The sequence below is a fragment of the Mesorhizobium sp. Cs1321R2N1 genome, from assembly GCF_037179725.1.
GTDB classification, from domain to species: Bacteria; Pseudomonadota; Alphaproteobacteria; order Rhizobiales; family Rhizobiaceae; genus Mesorhizobium; species Mesorhizobium salmacidum.
In genome coordinates this window covers 1-18174 of sequence record NZ_JAPYKP010000124.1, presented here as the reverse complement: position 1 = coordinate 18174, position 18174 = coordinate 1, and the positions used below count along the sequence as shown (strand labels likewise).

The following is an 18174-nucleotide window of genomic DNA, read 5'->3' as shown; positions in this document are numbered from 1 at the left end:
CGAGGTGCCAGACCCAGCGCCCGACCGGCCCCCAGTTCGGCCGTGGCTGGCCAAACGCCTTGTGCAGGAAGAACGCCCAGATATCCATCAGAACGGTAGCGCCGACGCCGATCGCGATAGCGCGCCAGAAGATATCAAACATGTTGGAATCCCCTCCGGGAGCCGGCAGTTCTGGAGCGCAGCCGCATGTCGGGCGAGGCCAGCCGTTGCGGCCTCGCCTGACCGGCCGTCGAAGCTCAGAGCTGGCCGAGAATATGAGCCGCGCCTGACTCATCGACACCGGGTTTGGTCTCGACATTGAGCGCGGTGACCTTGCCGTCGTCGATAATCATTGAAAAACGCTTCGAGCGCAGGCCCATGCCGCCACCGGAGTAGTCCGCGTCAAGACCGACCGCCTTGGCGAAATCGCCATTGCCGTCGGCGAGGAACAGGATCTTGCCTTCGCCGCCGGTGAAGCGCGCCCAGGCGCCCATGACGTGGACGTCGTTGACTGAAACGACTGCGATGGTGTCGACGCCACGCGCCAGGATCGCGTCATGGTTCTCGAGATAGCCGGGCAGATGGTTATTGCTGCAGGTCGGCGTGAAGGCGCCGGGAACGCCGAACAGCACCACTTTCTTGCCCGGAAAAATCTCGGCCGACGTGATCGGCTTCGCGCCGTCGGCCGTCATGGTCTTGAAGGTCGCCTCGGGCAGCTTGTCGCCAACGGAGATGGTCATGAGTTCCTCGCTTGGGGAATGGGAAGGACGCGTGCTTGCCTAGCGAACTCGGTGGCTTCCCGCAACCATCGCGGCAGTAGCTTCAGTACATGTCGCCCAAAAGTGCGCAGCGGTTTTGGGCTAACGACATGTACAAGGAGATGACCTTGGAGCGCATGGTACGGGTTCGTTTCAATACGACGCGCTTCAAGGGAAAGGCAGCAGCCCTTCGACCGCGCCCGCCGAACTCGTCAGCGTGTAGTGGAGCCCGCCGTCCGTCGGCGTCGTCGAGGGGCGATCGAGGATCGGCACGGTGAAGACCAACTTGCCGTCTTTTTCCGCGCGGGAGGAGGTGCCGAACATATAATCGCGCTCGCCGGCGACGAAGAAATCCGCTGCCTGCGGATCGCCAGGGAAGCTCGCCTCGACAACCAGCGTTTCGTGATCGCCCGGCAGCACCTTGACGCCAAAATCGGGTTTTGCAGGTGCCGGCAATGCCGTGAAACTCGCCTTTACCAATGCCGCGTCGTCGGCATTGTCGGGATCGGAAGCTGGGTCGACGCTCAGCCGTGTCTGCACCGGGATGCAGATGGTTTCACAAATGCCGAGAAAAATGTCGGCATCGATGACGGCCGGCTGGCCCGGCGTCGCCAGCGTGAACGTCACCGGCAGCGAAACCGGATAGTTGTAGCCGGCCCATTTGCCATAACCATCGTCGTGGCGCTGCGGTGCGGGAAACGACAGTGTCGCATCGGCAATATTGGTGCTGGCCGAAATGTCCAGCTGCGGCGGCACACCTGCGTCACCCGGGTCGCGCCAGTAAGTCTTCCAGCCGGGTTTGAGCGCGATATCGAGAACACCCTGGATGCGGCCGGCGTCGTCCGGCTTGCCGCTGGTCACAAGCCGCACCTTGCCGCCTTCGCTGTTGTACCAGGCGGATGAGGAGGCGGTGGCGGGGAGGGCGGCCGCCGATCCGATGGCAGTACCGAGCAACAGGATTTTCAAGCTTTGCATGGCGATGATTTGATCGTCCCTTCGTGGCCGCGCAATGATTTCATGGCCCTTGCTGATATCATATTTGCGTGACCTTCGCGGGCAAGCCAAGGCCGGCCCCGCAATGTGGGCTTTGGTCGAATCCGGTACTGTGCATCTTTTCGGCGCCCGGGAAACGCGTTACGCTCCCTGGCATGGATTTGTTGCGCCACAAGAAGACAGCCGCCGGACGCGGCTTTCTCGACGATCAATTCCTGATTGCCATGCCTGGCATGAAGGACGACCGTTTCACGCGCTCGGTCATCTACATCTGCGCCCACAGCGATGAGGGCGCGATGGGCCTGATCATCAACCAGACGCAGCAGATGCTGTTTCCGGACCTTTTGGTGCAGCTCGGCATCATGAACGAGCTGGAGGCGATCCGTCTTCCGGCGCAGGCGCGCGATTTCGTCGTACGCAATGGCGGACCTGTCGACCGCAGCCGGGGCTTCGTCCTGCATTCGGGCGACTACCGCGTGGACTCCTCGCTCACCGTTTCCGACGACATCTGCCTGACTGCGACCGTCGACATATTGCGGGCGATATCGTCAGGCCGAGGGCCGCGCCGCGCGCTGATGGCGCTCGGCTATTCGGGTTGGGGCGCCGGCCAACTGGAAACCGAGATCGCCGAAAATGGCTGGCTGACTTGCCCGGCGACGCCGGAATTGCTGTTCGACGCCGATATCGAGCGCAAATACGACCGGATTCTCGCCTCGATCGGCATCGATCTCGCCCATCTCAGCCTGGCTGCCGGCCACGCCTGAGATTCTCTCAGGCCTGGGTCAGCGGATACTGCTCCTTCAGCGTCTTCAGCACCTGGTCGCCCGGCATCGGCGCGCCGAACATGAAGCTCTGCACATATTCGCAGCCCATCTGGCGCAGCTCCAGCGCATCGCGCTCGTCTGATATGCCTTCGGCGACCACCGACAGGCCGAGCTCATGCGCCATGTTGACCATGGATTTGAGCAGCACCGCGCGTTTTGGCGTGCTGTCGTCGACGAAGCTCTTGTCGATTTTGATGGTGTCGAACGGGAACCGCGTCAGATAGGCGAGCGATGAATAGCCGGTGCCGAAATCGTCCAGCGACAGGCCGATGCCGAGCTGCTTCAGCTTGGTCAGTACGTGGGCCGTCTGCTCGGGATTGTCCATGACCAGGGATTCGGTGAGTTCGAGCCGGAAGCAGCGCGGCTTCAAATTGGCGCGCGCGATCACGGAACGCACATCGCTGACGAGGTCGCGGCGGATGAGCTGGCGGCTGGACAGGTTGACCGAGACCGACAGCGGCGCGTCGCCGATCTGCTTTTGCCATCCTGCGAGATCCTCGGCTGCTTGCTGCATGGCAAACAGCCCAAGCTGCACGATCAGCCCGCAGCTTTCGGCAACCGGGATGAAATCGGCCGGCGGGATCATGCCGCGGCGTGGATGGTCCCAGCGCAGCAACGCTTCGAAGCCGGCGACGCTGCCGTCTTCCAGGCGCACGATCGGCTGATAGGCCAGCGTGAATTCGCGCCGTTCGATGGCGCGACGCAGGTCGGATTCGAACTGCAGACGGTCGGTGCCGACTGTGCGGAAAGCCGGCCGGAACGGCTCGATCCTGTCGCCGCCGAAACGCTTGGCCTGATGCATGGCGAGCTCCGCATCCTTGACCATGTCCTCGGCCGAGGTCTGCGCCGAGGTCCAGGTGATCAGGCCGATCGAGGCGGTCAGCACGATCTCGCGCTTGGCAAAGGTGATCGGATTGTTGATCGCATGCTTGATCGCATCGGCCACGCCGGCGATGCGGGCGGGATCCTGCTCGGACAGCAGCATCAGCGCGAACTGGTCGCCGGCGAAGCGCGACAGTGAATCCTTCGGCTTCAACAGCCGGTGCAGGCGCCGCGCTATGGTAAGCAGGATGGTGTCGCCGGCCGAGATGCCGAGCCCGTCATTGACCTGCTTGAAGCGGTCGATGTCGATCACGAAGACGGTCGGCCGCACCTTCTCTTCGGTGCGGGCGATCGAGATGATCGCCTCCAGCCGGTTCATGAACAATTCGCGGTTCGGCAGGCCGGTCAGATTGTCGTGCACGGCGTCGTGCAGCAGCCGCTCCTCGGATTTCTTCTGTTCGGTGACGTCGACCATGGTGCCGACGCAGCGGATCACCTCGCCGTCCGACCCGATGACCGGGCGCGCACGCAGGGCAAACCAATGATAGTGCCCGTCGGCGCCGCGCAGGCGGAAATTCTGCGCCACCTTGCCACGGCGGTGTTCGAGCACCACGTCGAGCGTCGTGCGGAACGTGTCGCGGTCATCGGCATGCAGCACCGGCAGCCAGTTGCGGGCGGCACCGCCCAGGCTGTTGGGGGCAAGGCCGAGCTGGATGCTGACATCCGGTTTGGTCACCACGCGGTCGCGCAGCACGTCCCAGTCCCACACCGTATCGCCCGACCCGGCGACGGCCAGCGCCTGTCGCTCGAGATCGGAGAACAGCCCCTGATGCAGCGCACCGCCTGCAAAGGCGTGCTGCATGACGGTGAAGCCGATCAGCAGGATGATCAGGATCAGCCCGCCGCCAAGCGCCGGCTGGGCGATGTCGTTGTCGAGCATGCCGGTGATCGCCATCCACGATCCGCATAGCCATAACAGCACCATGACCCAACTGGGCACCAGCATGATCGCTCGGTCATAACCACGAATACCGAGGAAGATGATCAGGCCGAGCCCGGTCAGCGCCGTGGCGGCAAACGAGATGCGGGCAATGCCGGCGGCAACCGCCGGATCGACGATGGCGACGCCGGCGATCAGCAGCAGGCCCAGAATCCAGACCAGGGCGCCATAGCTGAAATGGCCATGCCATCGGTTGAGGTTGAGATAAGCGAACAGGAAGACCACGAAGGTCGCCGCCAGCGCCACCTCCGTTCCGGCTCGCCACATTTGCTCGTTGCCGGGCGAAATCTCGATGACCTTGTTGAGGAAGCCGAAATCGACGCAGATATAGGCAAGCACCGCCCAGGCAAGGGCCGCCGTCGCCGGGAACATCGACGTCCCCTTGACGACGAACAATATGGTCAGGAACAGCGCCAGAAGGCCTGCGATGCCGATGACGATGCCACGAAACAGCGTGTAGGAATTGACCGAGTCCTTGTAGGATTCCGGATCCCAGAGGTAGACCTGCGGCAGCTTCGGCGACGCAAGCTCGGCGATGAAGGTGATCACCGTGCCGGGGTTCAACGTCACCCGGAACACGTCGGCGTCGGGGCTGGTCTGGCGGTCGAGCGCGAAGCCTTCGCTGGGCGTGATGGCTGCGATGCGCGTCGAGCCCAGATCCGGCCAGAAGATGCCGGAATTGACCAGCCGGAAATGCGGCGCGACGATCAGCCTGTCGAGCTGCTGGTCGGTAGTGTTGGCGAGCGCGAAAACCGCCCAGTCGCCGGTCGAGCGGGCATCGTTGGCCTCGACCTCGATGCGCCGCACGATGCCGTCCGGCCCGGGCGCGGTCGACACCTGGAAGTTCTCACCCTGGTTGCGGTAGATCTCGACGGCGCGCGAAAGGTCGAGCGCGACATCGTCGCGGGCAATCTTGATGGGTTCGACGGCAAAGGCCGACGAAGCGGCGCACAGCGTCAGCATCGTCGCCAGCAGAAAGGCGAACAGCGGCCCGTTTCGCAGGAAATTCGTCAAAATCAGTCCTTCGTTCCAGCGCCCGGCGGATCGTCGGCGATCCGGGCGTAGAGGTAGTGGTCCTGCCAGAGGCCGTTGATCCTGAGATAGGATCGCAGAAGTCCTTCGCGCCGGAATCCGGCTTTTTCAAGCACGCGGATCGACCTGATATTGTCGGGAATACAGGCGGCTTCGATCCGGTGCAACCTCAGCGTATCGAAGGCGAAGCGGGCCACCACCTTGACCGTGTCGGCCATCAGGCCGCGGCCGCCGAAGCGCTCGCCGATCCAGTAGCCGACATGGCCACTTTGCGAGACGCCGTGGCGTATGTTGCCGAGCGTGATGCCGCCCGCGAGCTTGCCGCTCGACTTCTCGAAGATGAAGAAGGCGATCGCGGTTCCCTGCGCATAGTCCTCGCGATAGCGGCTGATGCGCAGGCGCCATGCCGTGCGATCGAGTTCGTCCGGGGTCCAGCGCGGCTCCCACGGCTCCAGGAACGCCCGGCTTTCGCCGCGCACCGTCGACCACTCGCGGTAGTCGTTGGTGAACGGCACGCGCAGCGTGACCAGGTTGCCCTTCAGTGCCGGCAGGTCACGGCGAAAGAAAGGGAGCGCGAACACGGCGCTGGGGACTTAGACGGCGAGCCTGCGGGCCGTGGCCTGCGTGCCCGGAAGCGAATCAAGGATCGCCTCGTATGGCGCCAGCGTACCCACGGGCCCGACAGCGGTAAGCGTCGGCTTGGTCGAGAACATCCGCGACGACAGATCGGTCAGGCGCTCGATCGTCAGCGCCGCCAGCCGCTCCATCAGCTCTTCCTTTGCGATCGGCCTGCCAAAAAGGAGCAGTTGCCGCGCGATCTGCGAGGCGCGGCTGGCCGGGCTTTCGGCGGACATGATCAGCCCGGCGCGATACTGCGCGCGTGCACGGTCGAGTTCTTCCTGCAGGATGCTGTCGCCGACCTTCTGCAACTCGTCGACGATGACGGGCACCAGTTTGGCGATGTCGCTTTGCCCAGTGGCGGCATGGACGCCGAATATGCCCGTGTCGGAAAAGCCCCAGTGAAAGGCATAGACCGAGTAGCAGAGACCGCGTTTCTCGCGAACTTCCTGGAACAGACGCGATGACATGCCGCCGCCGAGAATCATCGACAATACCTGCGATGCGTAGAAATCGCGCACATGGTAGGCGCGGCCCTCGAAGCCCAGCACGATCTGCGCGTCCATCAGGTCGCGGTCCTCGCGGAAATCCCCGCCCACATATTGCGCGTATTGCGGAATGGTGCCGTCGGCTTTGCTGCGGAAACCGCCGAGCCGGTTTTCGACCTCGCGCACGAACTTGTCGTGCTTGATGTCGCCCGCGGCCACGATCACCATCCGCTCGGCGCCATACTGGCGTTCGATGAAATCGTGCAACTGCTTGGAAGTGAAGGATTTTACGGTTTCGGGCGTGCCCAGGATCGAGCGGCCAATGGTCTGGTGGCGGAAGGCCGTCTCGGTGAAACGGTCAAAGACGATGTCGTCTGGCGTGTCGTGGGCGGCGCCGATCTCCTGCAGGATGACATGCTGCTCGCGCTCGAGTTCCTGCGGGTCGAATTCGGACTCCTGCAGGATGTCGGACAGGATGTCGACGGCCAGCGGCACATCGTCGGAGAGCACCCTGGCGTAGTAGGATGTGGTCTCGACGCTGGTGGCGGCATTGATCTCGCCGCCGACGTCCTCGATTTCCGAGGCGATCTCAAAGGCGCTTCGCCGCTTCGTCCCCTTGAACGCCATGTGCTCGAGCAAATGGGCCATGCCATGCTCTTCTTCGCGTTCATTGCGGGCACCCGACTTGACCCAGGCACCCAAGGCAACCGATTCGATACTTGGAAGGGTTTCGGTGGCGACTGTCAGGCCGTTCGACAGACGGCTTACCTCAACACCCATATGGCTCGTACTCCTTAACGCGCCGCCCGCGCGCGGCGGCTGACGTAATCTTCCACCATTTTGAGGTCGGATGGAAGTACCGTGTATTTTTCCTCAAATGTCATCAATCCCCCCAGCCATGCGGGCAGGGCGGGCGAGACCCCGCTGGCGGCCTCGACGGCGGCCGGGAATTTCGCCGGATGGGCGGTGCCCAGCACCACCATCGGCACCGCGCCAGCCTTGCCCGCCGCCACGTGCATGGCTGCCGCCGTATGCGGATCGAGCAGGTAGTTGCTGTTTGCCAGCGTCGAGCGAATGGTGGCGGCGACCTCGTCCATGTCAGCGCGGCCGGCATCGAATTCGGACCGCATCCCGTCGATTTCCGCGGCTTCGATGGTGAAGGCGCCCGATTGTTTGAGGCCTGCCATGTAACGTCGAACGGTCGCCGCGTCGCGGTTCGACGCCTCGAACAGCAGGCGTTCGAAATTCGAGGAAACCTGGATGTCCATCGACGGCGAGGTGGTCGCAAAGACCCCCTTGGTGCGGTATTCGCCGGTCGCGAAGGTGCGTGCCAATATGTCGTTGTCGTTGGTGGCGATGACCAGCCGTTCGATCGGCAGGCCCATCTTCTTGGCGGCGTAGCCGGCGAAAATATCGCCGAAATTGCCGGTCGGCACCGTGAACGACACCGGCCTGTCCGGCGCGCCGAGCGACAGCGCCGAGGAGAAATAATAGACGATCTGGGCCATGATTCGCGCCCAGTTGATCGAATTGACCCCCGACAGCGACACCCGGTCGCGGAAGCCGTGATCGTTGAACATATCCTTCAGCAGGCCCTGACAATCGTCGAAATTGCCCTCGATCGCCAGCGCATGGACATTTTCAGCCGACGACGTTGTCATCTGCCGCTGCTGCACCGGCGAGACGCGGCCGTGCGGAAAAAGGATGAAGATGTCGGTGCGGCTGCGCCCGGCAAAGGCATCGATGGCCGCGCCGCCGGTATCGCCCGACGTGGCGCCGACGATGGTCGCATGCTGGCCGCGTTCGGCAAGCACATGGTCCATCAACCGGGCAAGCAACTGCATCGCCACGTCCTTGAACGCCAGTGTCGGCCCATGAAAGAGTTCGAGGACAAAAGTGTTGGCGCCGGTCTGCACCAACGGGCAGACAGCCTCATGGCGGAAGGTGGCATAGGCTTCGCGGACGAGGCGCTCGAAGACCGGCGCGGCGATCTCGCCGCCCAGAAACGGCGTCAACACGCGGATGGCGAGGTCGGGATAGGCAAGGCCGCGCATGGCGCGGATGTCGGCTGCCGAGAAGCGCGGCCATTCGCGCGGCACATAGAGCCCGCCATCGCGCGCCAGCCCAGCCAGGATGGCGTCGGAAAATCCAAGCGCGGGCGCTTCCCCGCGGGTACTCACATAATGCATGTCACAGATCCGTTTGCCGCCTGGTTTTTCCGTTCACCACAAGGTGGTTAATTTCTGCACCGGCTCTAGTCGCATTTTTGCCGCGCGGTTGATATACGTCACCAGCTTTGCGAGAGGGAAGTGCAGTTTCATGGCGTTTCGTATATCAAGTGGTCGTTTTTTGGCGGGTCTTGCGCTCACGGGCTTTATGCTTGCCGCCGCCGGCTGCCAATCAGGCGACAATGGCATCCTGAACCTCGGCTTCGGCAAGAAGGACCCGACGGCGCCTCCGCCGCCACAGGATCCCAAGGTGCTGGCCAGCCAGCTGAACGCCTATTGCCCGAGGGTGACGGTGCGCGATGGCACGGCGTTCTTCAATACCTATGTCAACGAGGTCCAGAAGCCCAAGCCGAAGCTCAAGAAGACCGGCGACGCGGCTGCGGATGCCGCGGCCCAGGCTGCGGCCGACGCCGCCGCTGCTACGCCGCCCGACGATTCGGCGAGGATCATTTATCAGGCGTCGATCAGCGACGTGACCCGCGATTGCAGCCGTGCCGACGGGCAACTGACGATGAAAATCGCGGTCGCCGGCAAGATCGTACCCGGACCGAAGTTCACGCCGGGCACCATCACCATGCCAATCCGCACGGCGGTCATGCATGGCACCGATGTACTTTATTCGCAGATCCACCAGTATCAGGTTCAGGTGACCGATCCCTCGGTCGCCACCCAGTTTGTCTTCACCGATTCCAATATCGTCGTACCGGCGCCGACGGCCGCGGACTATCAGGCCTATGCCGGTTATGATGAAACCGCGCCCAAGGCAACGACCGACAAGCCGAAGCGCAAGAGGAAGAAAGCCACGGCAACGAACTGAACGAAGCCCAGGCGCTCGCGGCAAGTTTGCCGAGGCGCATCGTCACATGCAGGGGACAACGGCCGCGTCGCTGGCCAACCCCATGCAGTCCGTCGAGTTACTCGGGCAGTCCTGCGCGCCGTAGTGCGCTTCCGAGAGCCTCCGCGAGTGCCGGCGCGCAGTTCACGCCTGCGAACTGGCGGCTGTAGCGAAAGCCAGGCTGAAGCTCGAGCACGCGAGTGGCGGCCACCTTCGCTTCATCCAACCGGTCCAGGTTGGCCAGCGCGGCGGCCAGTTGCACATAAGTGATACTGTGCGCCGGGTTGGCTTGAACGGACTTGTAGGCCGCACGGCAAGCTTCTTCGTAACGACCGCGCAGCAAATGGCTCATTGCTTGAGCGTCAAATGCCGCCCAAGTCCACGAATCGAACGGACTAAGCCGCATACCCTGCTCGCTCCATTCTATCGCGCGCTCAGCTTCGCCGCTCCATCCGAGGATGACGCTGCCAAGAATGTAGGTCAGCGCCGATGACGGGCTGATGGCGAGGGCGGCTTCCAATGCGGCGAATGCAGCGGCGCGATCGTGCGCATCCATTCCGATGGAAAAGCCGGCCCAGGTCAGCGCGAGCGCATCGTCCTGGCCATGGACAATGGCAGACCGGGCGTGCCGGATCGAAGACGCACGGTGGATCTCCTGCAGCCCGGCGCGAAGAAACAGGCAATGGTGGCACATCGCGGCATTGCCATGTGCCAGCGCATAAGTCGGTTCGAGCGCGATAGCGCGGTCAAGAAGCAGCAGCGCTCTGGTCACCTGCCTCGGCATGCCTGAATCGACGTCGGGCTGGGCTTGCAGCACGAGATCGTAGGCATCGAGACTGTCAGGCCGCTTCCGCCTGACACGTTCGATTTCGGCTTTCCGCACGCTGGGCGCAATTGCGCCCACCGCCGACAGCGCGATCTCGTCTTGAAGCGCAAAGACGTCTTCGGAGCTGCGGTCGTAGCGCTCGGCCCATACATGCGCACCGGTCGATGCATCGATCATCTGCCCGGTAACGCGCACATTACCGGCGGCCTTGCGCACACTGCCTTCGAGGACATAGCGAACGCCAAGCTCGCGACCGACCTGCTTCACGTCTACGACGCGACCCTTGTAGGTGAAGGTCGAATTTCGGGCGATGACGAACAACCACTTGATGCGTGCCAGGCCTGTGATGATGTCGTCCACCATTCCATCGGCAAAGTATTCCTGCTGCGGATCGCCGGTCAAGTTGGAGAACGGCAGGACCGCGATGGAAGGCTTTTCAGGCAAAGTCGGTGCCGACGCGGCACGGACGGCGGCCGAAGTATCAGGAACATTCATGGTGACAGCCGGGCCGACATAGCGATAGCCGCGGCGCGGCAATGTTTCGATCCAGCTCTCGACATTCGCTGTGTCGGCCAGGACGCGGCGCAAGGCTGCGATCTGAACCGTCAAATTGTTATCGGCAACCGCCAATCCGCCCCAGCCGGCCTCGATCAGCGCGTCCTTGGATACGGGAACGCCCGCATTCTGGATCAGCAGGCGCAGCAGCGCGACGGCGCGTTGCCCAAGTATGGTCGGCTCACCCCAGCAAAAAAGAATGCCCACCTCCGGATCGAGGCGGAACGGGCCGAACTGGTAGAGGTCGCCCCTTACGGTCATCAGAGTCTTTTAGCAAATTTTTGGGAACGGATTCATGACTTTCCGCCACGAACGGCCGATGTTGGCCAAATGCTTGTTAAAAGCATGCGCCCAGCCAAAGGAGGGTCATATGAGCGCCAATGCCTTCATCCGCAGGCCCGATGAGAAGAAGGGCGTCATGCTGCGTGGTCATCCCATGGCTTTCCTGGTAACCGGCGAGAATACCAGGCACACCAGCATGTTCGATTGGACGATCCCGCCGCAGTTTGCCACCGGGCGGCATGTGCACCGGGTGCAGGAGGAGACCTTCTATCTGCTCGACGGCGAGTGTGAATGGCATTTCGGCGACGAGACGATCCGCGCGACGCCTGGAACCTTTCTGTTCATCCCGCCGGGGGTGCCGCACAACATCACCAATGTCAGCGAGAAACCGGCTCGCGTGCTGATGACCGTTTCTCCGCCTGGCCATGAGCATTATTTCGAAGAGCTCGCCAGCCTCGCGGCGCGGGGGGCGCCGGATCCAAAAGCGCTCGCCGATCTGCGAAATCGCTATGACACTGACCAACTCTCGACTCTGACGACGCGCGCGTAGGCTCGTCACCAAACTTCGATGGCCACTCCGGGTTTTTCTGAGTTCGGACCTTTCTACCGCGAGCCGCCGGACACGCTTCGGGAACGACACCGGCTAAGCGGATGCGCTGGAAAATCTTCGCGAGCAGAGTTTCCGGCGAGCCGCCCTAAGCGTCTTCCGACCATTCCGACAGCGCCGCGATCACGCTTTTCAACTCCGCCCAGCGGCGGATCACCGTTTCGGCACCGGCCTCCGTCAGGGCATCGGCATGGCCGGGATAGCTGTGGCTGGCGCCCGTAAAACCGATCACGCGCATGCCGGCGGCCTTGGCGCCGGTGACGCCGTGCACGGAATCCTCGATGACGAAGGTGTTCGCCGGGTTGGCGGCGAGCTTTTCGGCGGCATGCAGGAACACGTCCGGAGCCGGCTTGGTCTTTCCGGTCGGCGTCTCCATCGCCGAGAAGATGCGCCCGGCGAAGAATGGCAGCAGATGCACCTTCTCCAGCATGAACTCGATCCGCTCCGAACGTGAATTGGAGCAGATGCAGCGCTGCGCCGTGACCGAGGCGACCGCTTCGCGCACACCCTCGATGGCACGCACGTCGCTGCGCAGTTTGCGGTCGACCAGTTCCTCGGCGCGATCGATCAGCGACACCTGAAACGGGATTTTGGACTTCTCCTCGATCCGGATCAGGATGTCCTTGAAGGTCAGGCCGGCATAGGTTTCGGCAATCTCCTCCGCCGAGATTTCATATCCGGCCAGGGTGATCAATTCGGCCTCGACCCGCGCGGCGATGATTTCGGAATCGACGAGCACGCCGTCGCAATCGAAGATGACAAGATCTGGCTGAGGCATGGTGATCCGGACGATGGAGGATGGAGGGGATGGCCACTCAGGGCCCAAGCGGCGCGGCATACACCAACGGCCGGACCTTCGCAAATCTGGTGGCCATCCGCGCGCCTTCACCGAATATTTACGCTGATCGGTAACCATAACGGGGAGTAAACAGTAACGCGTGCCTTGGGTGTAAAAATGTCAGCCGTGCGTCTTCTCGACGAGCTCTCCCACGCTCCCCAGCAGTCCGAATGGCTGGACACCATCCTGAAAGGCGACTGCGTCGCGGCCCTTGACCGCCTGCCGGAAAAGTCGATCGACGTCATCTTTGCCGATCCGCCCTACAATCTGCAGCTGGACGGCGATCTGCACCGTCCCGACCAGTCCAAGGTCGACGCGGTCGATGACGACTGGGACCAGTTCGAGAGTTTTGAGGCCTATGACGCCTTCACCCGCGCCTGGCTGCTGGCGGCGCGCCGCGTGCTGAAGCCCAACGGCACGATCTGGGTCATCGGCTCCTACCACAACATCTTCCGGGTCGGCGCCAAGATGCAGGATCTCGGCTTCTGGATCCTCAATGACGTGGTCTGGCGCAAGACCAATCCGATGCCGAATTTCCGCGGCCGCCGCTTCCAGAACGCGCATGAGACGATGATCTGGGCCTCCCGCGATCAGAAGGGCAAGGGCTATACCTTCAACTATGAAGCGCTGAAGGCGTCGAACGACGATATCCAGATGCGTTCCGACTGGCTGTTCCCGATCTGCACCGGGGGCGAGCGCCTGAAGAACGACAATGGCGACAAGCTGCATCCGACGCAGAAGCCCGAGGCGCTGCTTGCCCGTATCATGATGGCCTCGACCAAGCCGGGTGACGTCGTGCTCGACCCGTTCTTCGGCTCCGGTACGACGGGTGCCGTGGCCAAGCGCCTCGGCCGCCACTTCGTCGGCATCGAGCGCGAGCAGGCCTATATCGACGCCGCCAATGAGCGCATCAATGCCGTGCGGCCATTCGACGAAGCGGATCTTACCGTGCTTACCGGCAAACGCGCCGAGCCGCGCGTCGCCTTCGTCAGCCTGATCGACACTGGGCTGGTGACGCCCGGCGCCACGCTCTACGACGCCAAGAAGCGCTGGGCCGCCAAGGTTCGCGCCGATGGCACGGTGGCGATCGGCGACAGCGCCGGCTCGATCCACAAGATCGGCGCCGAGGTGCAGGGGCTGGACGCCTGCAACGGCTGGACCTTCTGGCATTATGAGCGCAGCGGCGGATTGACCCCGATCGACGAACTGCGTCGCATCGCCCGCCTCGGCATGGAACTGGCAGGGGGCTGACCCCCTGCCGCTTGCATCATATTCGTTGATTCAAACTCTCAACGGATCGCCGCAAGCGATAGAGATCACGCCTTGATTCCAAAGCGTTCAAGATCTGCCTGAAGCGTACTGGCATCGGTGAACAGCACCGCTTGCCAGCCGGCGGCCTTGGCGCCGTCGACATTTTTCTGGCTGTCGTCGATGAACAGTGTCGCCGACGGTTCGAGGCCGAACGCGGCCACGTGGTGGTCGTAAATGCCGCGGTCCGGCTTTATCTTGCCGATCTCGCCGGAAATGGTGACGCCGCGCGGACGATCGAGGAAATCGAAGCGTTCGCGCGCTTCTGCCAGCGTGTCGGAGGCAAAGTTGGTCAGCATCGTCACATCGTGGCCGCTGTCGATCAGGCCGAGCATGATGGCGACGCTGTCGTCATAGGCATGCGGAACCATCTCGTGCCAGTGGCGGCGGAAATTGCGGATGTTTTCGGCGTGCTCGGGATGCTCCGCGATCAGCAGCGCTTCGGCCTCTTCCCACGTCCGGCCGCGATCCTGTTCGATGTTCCAGTCATGCGTGCAGACATTGTCGAAGAACCACTTTCGCTCTTCGGCATCGGGAATGAGGCGGCTGAACGGAATGTTCGGATCGTAATGGATCAGCACGCGGCCGATGTCGAAAACGATGTGGCGGATTTCAGTCATGGGGCCTCTTTGCACTCAATGGCGACGGCTTTTTCGTCGCGCCGGGTATCGCAGTCTCGATTGCCTTTTTCATGACAGTGGGCAGCGCCTCGCCTGAAATCTCATGGGCCGGCGACCAGAAATACCCTGCCGGTGCATCACCTTTGATGTGGGCGCGAAAGACTTCGAGTTCGAGCGCGAAATGGGTGAAGACATGCGTGATTTTTCCGGCGCCCAGCCAGTTGCCAGGAAAGGGCGCCGCCGCTTGCGTGGTGGCTCCGTCCGCCCGCGCCGTCCAGGCGGTGGTCGGCACTTCCGTCATGCCGCCAAGCAGGCCCTTTTCCGGCCGCTTGCGCAAAAGAATGGCGCCGTCCTCACGTGTGGCCACGAAAGCCGCGCCGCGCCGCAGCGGTTTGTCGGCTTTTGGCAGCCGCACCGGGAAATTCTCGGGGTCGCCTGCAATGACGGCGCTGCAGTCCTCGCGCAGCGGGCACAGCATGCAGCGCGGCCGGCGCGGCGTGCAGATCGTCGCGCCGAGATCCATCATCGCCTGGGCGAAGTCGCCGGGCCTTGTCGCCGGCACCATGCGCTCGACATGGGCTCGTATCTCGGTCTTGGCTTCGCTCAGCGGCGTCGTGATCGAAAACAGCCTTGAGATGACGCGTTCGACATTGCCGTCGACAACCGCCGCGGGACGGTCGAAGGCGATTGCCGTGATGGCCGCCGACGTATAGGCGCCGATCCCCGGCAATTCTCGAAGTTCGGTCTCGGTATCTGGAAACCGGCCGCCGCGTGCCGCCACCAGATCGGCACAGGCCTTGAGATTGCGGGCGCGGGAGTAATAGCCGAGCCCCGCCCAGGCTTTCATCACATCCTCGGTCGGCGCCGCTGCCAGCGCTTCGACGTCGGGCCATTTCTCGACAAAGGCGCGGAAATAGGATTTCACCGCTTCGACGGTGGTCTGCTGCAGCATCACTTCGGACAGCCAGATGCGGTAGGGGTCGGGCCGCACACCGCGTGCATGCTCGCGCGGCGTCACGCGCCACGGCAATTCGCGATGATGTGCGTCGTACCAGGCGAGCAGGCGTGACGCCGTATCGTCTGAGATGGCCTTGCTGGTCAGGGCCTTGCGGGTCTGGTCTGCTGGTGCCATTGATCTTGCGTTGGCCTGGCCGGTATCTGCTGGGTCGTGGCTGGAGAACGCACATGGCAGGGAAAAGGCCCTTCGGCAATCCCGTTCCGGTGAGCGACCTCGCCACCGAGATCCTCGATCCGGTGCTGCGCAAGCGGGCAGGCATATCGATCGGTCTTGTCCAGTCCTGGGAAGAGATTGCCGGGCCGCGCCTGGCCATCCACTCGCGGCCCGAAAAGATCCAGTGGCCCCGCCGCCTGCACGAAGACGATCCGTTCGAGCCGGCCGTGCTGGTCATCGCCTGCGAAGGCATGGCCGCGCTTCATCTGCAGCACGAGACCGGCGAGATCATCAACCGGGTGAACGCCTTCCTGGGTTTCAGGGCGATAGGCCGGATCAGGATCGTGCAGAAGCCGGTAAGCTCGGGAAGAGCCCGGCCCAAACCTGCCCTCAGGCCGCTGAGCGCGGCGGAAAAGGCGAAATTGGCCGATACTGTCGGCTTGATCGAGGATGACGGGCTGCGCGCCTCGCTGGAACGGCTGGGTGCGACCATTCTGGGCGCAAGGAAAGCCTAGTTATGACTGGCAACGGTCATAGGTTTGTCGTTAATCTCTCGCATTCGTGATCACCCTCGTCAGGTTTCGCGATTGGATTGGGGACAGGGATGCCTTAATTCGCGCCAACTCTCGCTTTTTCGTGCCATTGCATTGCAAAATCCAACTCTTATCAGGTGATTCGTATGAGCCGCACCCCGTTTGGCCAAAGCTTCTCTCGCAGAAACGTCCTGACTTCGCTGGCCGCCATCCCGGCGGTGGCCCTGCTCGCCGCCTGCAGCGATTCCGGCGAACAGGCCAAGGCTGCGGATGTGAAGCCCGCGGACCCGGCGGCGCCCGCAAAGCCGGCCACGCCCGCCGCGGTCCAGGTGCCGGAGGCGCAGGGCACCGTCGACATGACCGAACTGATGAAGCCGGGCGCGCTGCCCGACAAGCAGCTCGGCAAGGATGACGCCAAGGTCACCATCGTCGAATATGCCTCGATGACCTGCCCGCACTGCGCGCATTTCGCCGAGACCACCTTTCCGGATTTGAAGACCAAGTACATCGATACCGGCAAGGCCCGTTACATCCTGCGCGAATTCCCGTTCGATCCGAGCGCCGAGGCCGGTTTCATGCTGGCGCGCTGCGCCAAGGACAACTATTTCCCGATGGTCGATGTCCTGTTCCGGCAGCAGGCGAATTGGGTCGGCGTGTCCAACACCAAGGATGCGCTGCTGCAAATCTCCAAGCTCGCCGGTTTTACACAGGAGTCCTTCGAGGCCTGCTTGACGGACCAGAAACTTCTGGACGATGTGAGATCGGTCCAGAAGCGTGGCGCCAATGAATTCAAGGTCGACTCGACACCGACCTTCTTCATCAACGGTAAGACCTACAAAGGGGCGATGTCGATTGAGGAAATGTCGGCTATCATCGACCCTCTGCTCTGACATCAGCTCAGCGCCGAAGCGGCAGCGCTCCGGCGCTGCTTGCCTCTCTATCTGCTCGCGCGCTATGCGCCCTGTCGCAAAACCTCGGTACAGTTTTGCGGAACCGGTGTATGAGGCGCGTGAATGAAGTTTTCGCGCCTCCGCCTCCTTGGTTTCAAGTCCTTCGTCGAACCCGGCGAGTTCGTCATCGAACGCGGCCTGACCGGCATTGTCGGGCCGAACGGGTGCGGCAAGTCGAACCTCGTCGAGGCGCTGCGCTGGGTGATGGGCGAAAGCTCCTACAAGAACATGCGCGCGTCCGGCATGGACGACGTGATCTTTTCCGGCTCGGGCACGCGCCCCGCCCGCAACACCGCCGAAGTTACGCTTTTCCTCGACAACAGCGACCGCTCGGCTCCATCAGCCTTCAACGATGCCGACGAACTGCAGGTGTCGCGCCGTATCGAGCGCGAGGCCGGCTCGCTCTACCGCATCAACGGCAAGGAAGCGCGCGCCAAGGACGTGCAGCTTCTGTTCGCCGACCAGTCGACCGGCGCGCGCTCGCCCTCGATGGTCGGGCAGGGCCGTATCGGTGAACTGATCCAGGCCAAGCCGCAGGCGCGCCGCGCGCTGCTCGAAGAGGCGGCCGGCATTTCCGGCCTGCACACCCGCCGCCACGAGGCGGAACTGCGGCTTAAGGCGGCCGAGCAAAATCTCGAACGCCTGGACGATGTCGTCGGCGAACTGGAAAGCCAGATCGAAAGCCTGAAGCGCCAAGCGCGCCAGGCTTCCCGCTTCAAGAATCTGTCGGCCGACATTCGCAAGGCCGAAGCAACGCTCTTGCATCTGCGCTGGACGTTGGCCAAGACGCAGGAAGGCGAGGCGCGTTCGGCACTGGCGACGGCCACGGCGTTCGTCGGCGACCGCGCCGCCACGCAGATGAACGCGGCCAAGGAGCAGGGCATCTCCGCCCATCGCTTGCCCGACC

18 protein-coding genes are annotated in these 18174 nt (G+C 63.0%); 7 read left to right on the top strand and 11 right to left on the bottom strand.

What is annotated here, in order from left to right:
• From O7A61_RS24545 to O7A61_RS24535, 3 genes are all read right to left on the bottom strand, one after another.
• On the bottom strand, positions 1-142 hold a 142-nt coding region (locus O7A61_RS24545; RefSeq protein ID WP_337132030.1), incomplete at its 3' end, for a DUF2938 family protein.
• A gap of 94 nt (positions 143-236) precedes the next feature.
• A complete protein-coding gene (locus O7A61_RS24540) occupies positions 237-719 on the bottom strand; it encodes a peroxiredoxin (protein WP_015318782.1) in 483 nt (160 codons plus the stop codon).
• Between the two features lie 186 nt (positions 720-905).
• Entirely contained in the window at positions 906-1712 is an 807-nt protein-coding gene (locus tag O7A61_RS24535; RefSeq protein WP_337132027.1) for a protein-disulfide reductase DsbD domain-containing protein, read from the bottom strand.
• Between the two features lie 173 nt (positions 1713-1885).
• On the opposite strand from O7A61_RS24535, the gene O7A61_RS24530 reads away from it, so the two are divergent.
• Complete coding sequence (locus tag O7A61_RS24530) at positions 1886-2494, top strand: YqgE/AlgH family protein (RefSeq protein WP_027142370.1); 609 nt, start codon at positions 1886-1888, stop codon at positions 2492-2494.
• A 7-nt stretch (positions 2495-2501) separates the two neighbouring features.
• Here the strand turns inward: O7A61_RS24530 and O7A61_RS24525 are convergent, their stop codons facing one another.
• Genes O7A61_RS24525 through thrC form a run of 4 tightly spaced genes read right to left on the bottom strand, consistent with a single transcriptional unit; the run spans position 2502 to position 8703 of the window.
• Positions 2502-5390, bottom strand: coding sequence for an EAL domain-containing protein (locus tag O7A61_RS24525; protein WP_127873126.1), 2889 nt, complete (start codon positions 5388-5390; stop codon positions 2502-2504).
• Positions 5391-5392: 2 nt separating this feature from the next.
• Positions 5393-5989, bottom strand: coding sequence for a GNAT family N-acetyltransferase (locus O7A61_RS24520; protein ID WP_337132022.1), 597 nt, complete (start codon positions 5987-5989; stop codon positions 5393-5395).
• 12 nt (positions 5990-6001) lie between these two features.
• On the bottom strand, positions 6002-7294 hold the full coding sequence (locus tag O7A61_RS24515; protein WP_337132020.1) for a M16 family metallopeptidase: 1293 nt from the start codon (positions 7292-7294) through the stop codon (positions 6002-6004).
• Positions 7295-7308: 14 nt separating this feature from the next.
• Entirely contained in the window at positions 7309-8703 is a 1395-nt protein-coding gene (gene thrC, locus O7A61_RS24510) for a threonine synthase (RefSeq protein WP_337132018.1), read from the bottom strand.
• A gap of 130 nt (positions 8704-8833) precedes the next feature.
• On the opposite strand from thrC, the gene O7A61_RS24505 reads away from it, so the two are divergent.
• Entirely contained in the window at positions 8834-9559 is a 726-nt protein-coding gene (locus tag O7A61_RS24505; protein WP_337132016.1) for a hypothetical protein, read from the top strand.
• 97 nt (positions 9560-9656) lie between these two features.
• On the opposite strand, the gene O7A61_RS24500 is transcribed toward O7A61_RS24505, so the two are convergent.
• Complete coding sequence (locus tag O7A61_RS24500; protein ID WP_337132013.1) at positions 9657-11219, bottom strand: winged helix-turn-helix domain-containing tetratricopeptide repeat protein; 1563 nt, start codon at positions 11217-11219, stop codon at positions 9657-9659.
• A gap of 109 nt (positions 11220-11328) precedes the next feature.
• Between O7A61_RS24500 and O7A61_RS24495 the strand changes: the two genes are divergently transcribed.
• Complete coding sequence (locus O7A61_RS24495; RefSeq protein ID WP_337107928.1) at positions 11329-11790, top strand: cupin domain-containing protein; 462 nt, start codon at positions 11329-11331, stop codon at positions 11788-11790.
• 145 nt (positions 11791-11935) lie between these two features.
• On the opposite strand, the gene O7A61_RS24490 is transcribed toward O7A61_RS24495, so the two are convergent.
• Positions 11936-12625 (bottom strand): HAD family hydrolase, encoded by a 690-nt coding sequence (locus O7A61_RS24490; RefSeq protein ID WP_027142378.1) that lies wholly within the window; start codon positions 12623-12625, stop codon positions 11936-11938.
• A 177-nt stretch (positions 12626-12802) separates the two neighbouring features.
• Between O7A61_RS24490 and O7A61_RS24485 the strand changes: the two genes are divergently transcribed.
• On the top strand, positions 12803-13936 hold the full coding sequence (locus O7A61_RS24485; protein ID WP_337132010.1) for a site-specific DNA-methyltransferase: 1134 nt from the start codon (positions 12803-12805) through the stop codon (positions 13934-13936).
• A gap of 65 nt (positions 13937-14001) precedes the next feature.
• Here the strand turns inward: O7A61_RS24485 and O7A61_RS24480 are convergent, their stop codons facing one another.
• Positions 14002-14613: an HAD family hydrolase gene (locus O7A61_RS24480; RefSeq protein WP_027142380.1), complete on the bottom strand. Its 612-nt coding sequence runs from the start codon at positions 14611-14613 to the stop codon at positions 14002-14004.
• The gene (gene mutY, locus O7A61_RS24475; RefSeq protein WP_337132008.1) at positions 14606-15745 is read right to left on the bottom strand and encodes an A/G-specific adenine glycosylase; all 1140 of its coding nucleotides are present in this window, start codon (positions 15743-15745) and stop codon (positions 14606-14608) included. Before mutY ends, O7A61_RS24480 begins: the two co-directional genes overlap by 8 nt.
• A 53-nt stretch (positions 15746-15798) precedes the next feature.
• Between mutY and O7A61_RS24470 the strand changes: the two genes are divergently transcribed.
• The 3 genes from O7A61_RS24470 to O7A61_RS24460 form a co-directional block, all read left to right on the top strand.
• Positions 15799-16299, top strand: coding sequence for a DUF721 domain-containing protein (locus tag O7A61_RS24470; RefSeq protein ID WP_027142382.1), 501 nt, complete (start codon positions 15799-15801; stop codon positions 16297-16299).
• Between the two features lie 164 nt (positions 16300-16463).
• Positions 16464-17207 (top strand): DsbA family protein, encoded by a 744-nt coding sequence (locus O7A61_RS24465; RefSeq protein ID WP_140507764.1) that lies wholly within the window; start codon positions 16464-16466, stop codon positions 17205-17207.
• Positions 17208-17330: 123 nt separating this feature from the next.
• A partial coding sequence (locus tag O7A61_RS24460) for a chromosome segregation SMC family protein (RefSeq protein ID WP_337132005.1) occupies positions 17331-18174 on the top strand: 844 nt, incomplete at its 3' end.